Source organism: Deinococcus malanensis, assembly GCF_014647655.1.
GTDB lineage: Bacteria > Deinococcota > Deinococci > Deinococcales > Deinococcaceae > Deinococcus > Deinococcus malanensis.
This window is the reverse complement of sequence record NZ_BMPP01000049.1, coordinates 1-5,357: the sequence shown is the minus strand read 5'-3', so window position 1 is coordinate 5,357 and position 5,357 is coordinate 1. Positions and strand designations below refer to the sequence as shown.

General features: G+C 63.3%; 5 protein-coding genes. 1 reads left to right on the top strand and 4 read right to left on the bottom strand.

All coding sequences use genetic code 11. The features are described from left to right. Positions 1-282 (bottom strand): helix-turn-helix domain-containing protein (locus IEY49_RS22065; RefSeq protein WP_189012356.1); only part of this gene is annotated, 282 nt, incomplete at its 3' end. A gap of 234 nt (positions 283-516) precedes the next feature. Between IEY49_RS22065 and IEY49_RS21035 the strand changes: the two genes are divergently transcribed. Then, positions 517-2,868 (top strand): PAS domain S-box protein, encoded by a 2,352-nt coding sequence (locus tag IEY49_RS21035; protein WP_189012355.1) that lies wholly within the window; start codon positions 517-519, stop codon positions 2,866-2,868. A gap of 87 nt (positions 2,869-2,955) precedes the next feature. On the opposite strand, the gene IEY49_RS22060 is transcribed toward IEY49_RS21035, so the two are convergent. From IEY49_RS22060 to IEY49_RS21020, 3 genes are all read right to left on the bottom strand, one after another. Continuing rightward, entirely contained in the window at positions 2,956-3,189 is a 234-nt protein-coding gene (locus tag IEY49_RS22060; RefSeq protein ID WP_189012357.1) for a hypothetical protein, read from the bottom strand. A gap of 262 nt (positions 3,190-3,451) precedes the next feature. Then, a complete protein-coding gene (locus IEY49_RS21025) occupies positions 3,452-4,951 on the bottom strand; it encodes a carboxypeptidase M32 (protein WP_189012354.1) in 1,500 nt (499 codons plus the stop codon). A 25-nt stretch (positions 4,952-4,976) separates the two neighbouring features. Further along, positions 4,977-5,171, bottom strand: coding sequence for a hypothetical protein (locus tag IEY49_RS21020; RefSeq protein WP_189012352.1), 195 nt, complete (start codon positions 5,169-5,171; stop codon positions 4,977-4,979). Between the last annotated feature and the right edge of the window lie 186 nt (positions 5,172-5,357).

Here is a 5,357-nt window from a genome sequence, read left to right as displayed (position 1 = left end):
CCAAAGCCGTGATGCACAGCACCCTCCCTCCGGAGGGTGCGCAACTGCTCCCCTTGCTCTGCCGTGAGCCGTGAGGCTGGACCGCTGGCCACCGTGGCCTGAAGACAGACTGCCGTTTCGTTTGAGCCGACCTTTCCAGCTGTACACGGTGTGCACCGAGCCCCCGAAGTGATCGGCAATCTGCTGATTCTTGTGCGTCCCGCGTGCGATCCATTCAAGCGCCGCGAGGCGACGCTCTTCGAGTTGAGCACGGGAATAACGGGCGGGCTGCCAGCCGGGCATGCATCAAGACTATCAGTGCCAAGCCGCACCGTGATCAATAAAGCCGCTCGAGAAAGATAGTGGGCACAAGGGCTGAGCCACCTGCCATCCATCCAATGGGTCAGTTCATGACGAGGCGCGAAGTCAAATGTTGATGAACGCCACACATCTGTCCTCGGTATCCAGAAAGCGCATACTTATGCGACCAACGACGACCAGTTCTTCTTCACTTTCATACTTGAAGGAGGGCAACAGATGACACCATCCGCATTACCTCCTTCCCTCCTGACCGATGCGCTTCAGGCCTGTGTGGTCGGTGTCGTCATCACCGACGCCACCAAGGGAGATCACCCCGTTGTGTACGCCAACCCCGCCTTTGAGCGGCTGACCGGGTACAGCCAGGATGAGATCCTGGGGCGCAATTGCCGCTTTCTCCAGGGACAGGATAAACAGCAGCTGGCTTTGGATCAGGTTCGTCAGGCGCTTCACCAGGGGGAGAGTGTCACGGTTACCCTGCGCAACTACCGCAAGGACGGCATCCTCTTCCACAACGAACTCACGTTGAGTCCAGTCAGGAATGCTTCCGGCCAGGTGACGCACTATCTCGGTTTCCAGAACGATGTTACCGAACGTCACCAGCAGGACACCCACCGCGCCGCCCTCACGGGCCTCAGCCGGGCCCTCAGCGCGACGTATGACCCCTCGGACGTCCTCGATGTCGTCCTCAATGCGGGCTTAAATGCTATGGAGGCAGCCGCTGGAGGGATCAGTCTGCTCACCCCAGACGGGCAGTTTCTCGAATTGGTCGGACACGCCGGGTATCCCGAGTCTGCTGTTAAATGCTGGATGCGCTTTCCCGTCACGCTGCACGCACCCGTCACCGACGCCGTCCGCGAGCACCGCGCGCTCTACATGAGTGCAGCCGACTTCAGGACGCGTTACCCGGAGATCCATCGGGATCCGGCCCTTCAGTTTCAGAGCGCCGCTGTTCTTCCGCTGGTGGTGGACCATCAGGTCATCGGGGCCCTGTCGCTCTCGTTCGAGAAGAACCGGCACTTTGACGCCCGCGAACGCAGCTTTCTCCAAATGATTGCCGACCAGTGCGCACATGCGCTTGACCGCAGCCGGCTGCACCACAACCTGCGTCGGCTCGCGGACAACACCACGGATCTCGTTCGTCAGTACAGTCGGGACGGGCACGTGGAGTACTGCTCCCCGTCCGCCTGGGACATGCTCGGCTTTCACCCGGAGGAGTTGCTCAACTCAGATCCCCTGCACGCCGTGCACCCTGAAGACCAGCCGGCCCTGCGGGACGCCTACCTCCGCCGCTTCACCCCCACCTTCGAGCAAGAGAAGTTCGAGTACCGCCTGCGGCATCAGAATGGATCGGCCGTGTGGGTGGAGACGTCCTTCAAGGCCCTGCGGGACCCAGCAACCAAGGAGATCAACGGCTTTATCGGCACTACCCGCGATATCAGTCAGCGCCGACACGCGGAGCAGCGGCTGCTCGGACAGCTTGAGCGGTATCAGCACCTGCTGAACTTCACGGTCTCCCTCGAGCAACTGCACTCGCCAGATGAGTTGATGGCGGAAGCGCTGAATCAATGCCTGACGCTGACGGAGTACGAGTACGGGATCGCGTTCGAGTACACCGGTGGGGTGGTGCGTCGGCTGACCGAAGCGGGTGATCCGCCCAGTTCCGGCGTGAATGAGAAGGGCATATTTACTGGCCGGATTGCCGCGCCTGTCCCACGCGCCTTACGACGGGGACAGGCGTATTTCCTGGAAGAGGATCACGTGTTGCTGGATCCGCCAGAAGTGCTTTCCAGGTCTCACTGGGTGTCCGTGTGCCTGCTGCCCGTGATGAGGCAGCGCACACTGGTGGGTGTCCTGGCGTTCGGCACTGATCATTCCCTCACCACCAGCCCAGGGACCCGGCAACTCCTGAGTAGCGTGGGCGCGCGGCTGAGCCACGCGCTTGAGCGCCAGCACCACCTGGCCGAGCTCAACACGTCACGCGAGGAAACCCTGCGGGCCCTGGGTCTCGCTCTGGAATACCGCGACTATGAAACAAAAGGACACACGGACCGGGTCGTTCAACTGACCCAACGCCTCGGTCAGGCCATGGGCTTCTTGGGCGATGATCTGGATGCGTTGCGCTGGGGGGCTTTTCTGCACGACACTGGGAAAGTGGCCATTCCCGACGCCATTCTGCTTAAGCCCGGCAAACTTGACGCTGAAGAGTGGGCGGTCATCAAGCGGCACCCGGGCATTGGGTACGAAATGCTCCAGCACATTCCGTCGCTCCCGCCCAGCACGCTGGAAGTGGTGCTGTACCACCAGGAGCGCTGGGACGGCAGTGGCTACCCCAAAGGACTGGCAGGCATGGATATTCCCCTCGCGGCACGGGTGTTCGCGGTGGTGGACGTCTACGACGCGCTGACCAGTGAACGGCCGTACAAGAAGGCCTGGACCCGGGAAGCCGCGGTGGCGCAACTTCAGAAAGAAGCGGGAGTCCTGCTGGACGCGCGGGTGGTCGAGGCATTTGTGCGCGTTCTTGCACAGCATGACGAGCGGGTCCTGGCCTCCTGTCGAGACGCCGGCTGAACTTCCGACCATGCCGCTTGAAGTTCAGGGGGCTGGGCTCGGCCCCGGATCGGATGGGCGGTGCTGTGGAGTCACCGTCGCGCTTATTCAGGAAGACGCCCACGGTGGACACTTTTCCTTGAGTGTCGTCCAGAAAATCGTCTGAGGACACTGGTGTATCTGACCAACCCATCCCGTGGAGTGGCGGGTGTCCTCCCCCTGACGGCAGGAGTTCGCGCTTTGCCCTTTCAGGGCGTACTCGAAGCCGCGCACTGTCCGGACGGCGCCCCACGCATCTACATCCCGCAATTTTTTGCGAAGGTTCGAGATGTGCACGTCAATAACGTTACTACCCTCTTAGAGGCCGCCAAGGACAGGTTTAAGGGCCTTCAACCGAACTCGGCATAGAGCAAAATGGCCTGGCCTGCGGGTTGGTGGGCCGTTGACGTCGGCCGGCCAGAGGCACAGGGTGGTCCAGGCACCCGGCAGCTAGCTCCGCGACTTCCTGGAAGGCAGCCCTCCTGAGCCATCCTCCTTGGTGCGTGGCACCACCTGCATGAATGGGCTACCCCAGGTTACGTTCCTACCTGCGGGACGACCATTCTCAGAGAGTGCCCCGTTCGCTGTATTTGCCACGTAGATACGCCAAATAGGGCTCCACCATCATGGCCTGACCCGTCACGCGTTCCACCAGCTCACCGGGGGTATACAGCCGCCCCGGCGCATAGACGTGTTCGCGCAGCCAGCCGTGCAGCCGAGAGAAGTCGCCGCGTGCAATGTCGTCTTCCATCCCCGGTTGCGCGGCCTGCGCCGCCGCGTAAAACTGCGCGCTCAGCACGTTGCCAATCGTGTAGCCCTGGAAGGCCCCGCCAATCCGCCCGCCGTACCAGTGAACGTCCTGCAGCACGCCGTCTACGTCGCTGGGGGCACGCACGCCCAGATTCGTTTGGTAAGCCGCGTGCCACGCGTCACTCAGGTCGCGCACAGCCAGCTGTCCACTCAGCAGGTCGCGCTCCAGCTCGTAGCGGGTGATCACATGCAGGTTGTAGGTCAGCTCATCGGCGTCCGTGCGAATCAAGCTTCGGCGCACCACGTTCACTGCACGGAACATCTCGTCCTCGGTCACGTCACGCAGTTGTTCGGGAAAGGCGTCGCGCAGGCGTCCAAACTGCCCCGCCCAGAAGGCGCGCGAACGCCCCACGAGGTTTTCCCACAGCCGCGACTGGCTTTCGTGAACCCCGGCGCTCACGCCGCCGCCCAGAGGCGTATCCAGCAGGTCCTCGGCCACGCCCTGCTCGTACATGGCGTGCCCGGCTTCATGGAGGGTGGAATAGAGGGCGTCGGTGGGGTCGTCCTCGCGTACGCGGGTCGTGATCCGCACGTCGTGGGCGCCCAGGCGGGTCATGAAGGGGTGGGCGGTCAGGTCCTGGCGGCCGGCCGACGCGTCGTAGCCGTAATCGCGGGCAATTGCCTCGCCCAGGGCCAGCTGGGTCTGCACGGGGTAGTGCCGCGACAGGAAATCCGTACGGACCTCGGCCGCCGCCGCCGACTCCACCATCGGCACCAGGGCCTCCCGTAGCGCTGTGAACACGGCGTTCGCCTGCGCGGCGGTCATGCCTTCATCAGCCGAATCTATGAAGTAATCCATCGGCGTGGCAAATTCGGGGAAATACGCGGCCTCCTGCCGGCTGAGGTCCAGCGTCTTGTCCAGCAGCGGAGCCAGGCGGGCAAAGTCGTTCTCAGGTCGCGCCTGCACCCAGGCGGAATACGTTTCGCCTGCGTGCTGCGAGAAGTTCTGCACGAAGGCGGCGGGCAGGCGCGTGGCCCGGTCAAAATTGCGCTGGGCCACGGCCAGCATGCGCGTCTGCGTGGAGCTCAGGTCGCTCAACGCCGTGGCCTCGTCAAGCAGACGGCCGTACGCTGCATCGGTGGCGCGCGTGTGGCGAATCCCCGACAGCAGCGCCGCCTGCCGCGCCCGGCCCGCGGCGGCGGCACGGGGCAGGTAGGTGCTCTGGTCCCAGCGCAGCAGGGAGCTAATGCCACCCAGGTCCGCTAGTTCCTGCCAGTGACGCCGCAACGACACCCACGTCTCGGGTTGTGTCATGCCACCCAGGGTAGCGCAGACGTGGTCAGTCCTGGTTCGTTCTGTCGCTGTTCTTGTAGAGGGCCGGGTCGTTGGCCCCGTAATGCGAGGCGCTTGTGCCGTCCACGGCGGCATCGGCGAGGTCGGTTTCCTCGGCACCGGCGGGAGGCTGGTAGACTGGGCTGTCCTCGCTCACCATTGCTGGGTCAGGGAGGACGGTGTCGCGCGTGTCGTCGGTCATGCTCCGAAGGTGGCACGTCCTGACTCTGCCGCGCCTTCAGGCGAGCTTAAGGGGGCTTCACGCTCCCTTGGCGGCCTCCTGGCTTATTGATCTCGGCGTAAATTATCATTGTTATACTGAGCGGGTATGTCTGGTTGGAAGCCCTCAAAGCTCACCCGTGCCCAGCAGGAAGAACGCCGGCTCGCC